This is a genomic window from Brucella sp. 22210 (assembly GCF_052045675.1).
Lineage (GTDB): Bacteria > Pseudomonadota > Alphaproteobacteria > Rhizobiales > Rhizobiaceae > Brucella.
The window spans coordinates 1-2,103 of record NZ_JBQEPD010000019.1 but is presented as its reverse complement, the minus strand read 5'-3'; the positions used below and the strand labels follow the sequence as shown (position 1 = coordinate 2,103).

Sequence of the window (2,103 nt, the reverse complement as noted above, 5' to 3'; positions counted from 1 at the left end):
GCCGCCGCCGCCGCCACCTATTGTGCTCAACGCGAAGGTGCCGTTATTCTCTGCGCCCTCACCAGAGCCGCCCATACCACCCTTACCACCCAATATCGTCAGGCCTGAATGCGTAGTCGCTATACCACCAGTACCAAGAAACAATCCCGCGCCGCCGCCGCCGCCGCCGCCGCCAAATCCTAACGCTTTACCGAAGCCATCGATTACCGGATATCGAGCAATGCCGCTATCGCCCGAATTGCCATCTCTTCCCTGGATGGTCATCACATTGGGATCTATCGCAACGGCACCCACAGCGCCGCCAGCGCCGCCAGCCCCACCAATGGCCTTTTTATCGCCGTCTGTCAGAGTGGTAATCCCGCCGCCGGCTCCGCCGTCCCGGCCAGCATTACCAGGAGATCGACCTTCAGAACCTGGTGCAATTAAGGTAGCAGTACCACCACCACCACCGCCGCCAGCCCCATTGAGAGCAGAACCGCCAGCGCCACCTGTATTTCCGTCACCGCCACCGGCGCCTCCTCTCCCATTCCCGTTGCGATTGCCAATCAAATCTTCAGCTTTCGCTTGATGTGGGCCGGTAACAACCGCAGGCACCATGGCACCTGCAATGATTGCAGCCCAAAGAGCTGTCTTTATCCAACGAGGGACAATGTTGAGCGCCGATGAGGCCGCCAGACTATTAGCGTGGATTTTCATCGCGCTTTGCTTCACCCCTGAAGTATATTCAACACTCATATCAGAAGGTTCAATCATAAATATCTCCAATTTTTATTTTGTAATCACTTGATAAAAGACTATTCAAGTTCTCTTTTTATTGAATATATCAATATTTCTTCAAGTCTTTTTACAATTTTACTCAGACATAAGGCGGCGTATATTAAAATACATCTTTTATTTTTTCATATAACCATTATTTATATAGAAAAACAAAATATATATAAAATAAATAAGTAAAAATATATTATATATATTTTGATAAAAGCAATAAAAATTTTCCTCAAGAATTACTAACTAAAGGTCACGATGAAGTTATAGGATATAAGGTGGATTGAGCCCATATCACTTCTCCTTCCGTCGTAATGAGAAGTTTGGATGCTAATCCCGAAGAAAATATTATCTTGCAACTATAGAGAGTGACTTATCTGAGAGCCTGTTCAGGCTCTGAATGAATGTCAATCGAGTCTAAAAAGACGATTTTTCAGCGAAAAACCGGTGCTTTCGGCCAACGTATAGATAGTGCGAATGTCGATAAAAATACAAAACTCTTCATGATCTTTCCCCGTGAATGAAAGTGAAACAATCGCTTCGTTGACATTGGCTACTATAAGGCAGTTCCATCCCAACACCTCTCCCCAGTTCGAGGAGGCAAGTTGTTTGCCCCGTTTTTTTCGAAGGCCCAATATCCTCACAGGGGTAGAGGGATGTACCTTGAGTCAGAACTGTTTAATTTCCGCTATTTGAGAGGTATGTGTTTGAGAATTTGATCGATGATAGAGTATTTTCTCGCTCAGCTTGAATAATGTTCCGCCCCGGTTGAAAACATATGAGGAGCAATGCCCCCTGGCCCGTGCTTTGGGTTGAAGCATCGTATGTTCTTTGCGCTCAATGTTATGGGGGCTGATGAGACGAAAGCTGTGGAAGTCTGGAGCATATTCGGCCAAAGTGAAAACAAGGATCGTTAAGTTTGTGCTCGAATAGAAAAACGAGGTGCGCCAATCTGCTTCACTCAAATCAAGATGTAATTTAAATCCGGTGATGTTAGGGAAGCAGCGGACCATATTGTCCGCTGCTTTTCTTTTCCCCAGGACAACTAGAAGGGATTTCTGCTTTCGGTTATTACCACTTGGCGCGGAAGCCGAGATTGCTCGAGACCGAATAGCTCTTGCCATTCTCAAGACCCATGGCCCCGAACAATTTGCCATAGACGGCATATTTGCCATTCCACCACGAGTAATTGGTGGTCAGCCCCAGTTCACCCCAGGTTCGGTCGATCTTGCCGGTCTTGATACGACCGCCAATACCGGCTTCATCGGAAACAGTGATATAGTCAGCCGGGCTCTTCAGATCCTGATAGATATTGGCAACACCGCCAATTTCCAACCG

Annotated in this window: 2 pseudogenes; both read right to left on the bottom strand. The window is 46.9% G+C overall.

From position 1 onward, the window contains the following. Positions 1-753: pseudogene (locus ACTJKP_RS19300) on the bottom strand (hypothetical protein); the annotation flags it as partial. Positions 754-1,836: 1,083 nt separating this feature from the next. Beyond that, positions 1,837-2,103 (bottom strand): annotated as a pseudogene (locus tag ACTJKP_RS19295) (hypothetical protein); the annotation flags it as partial.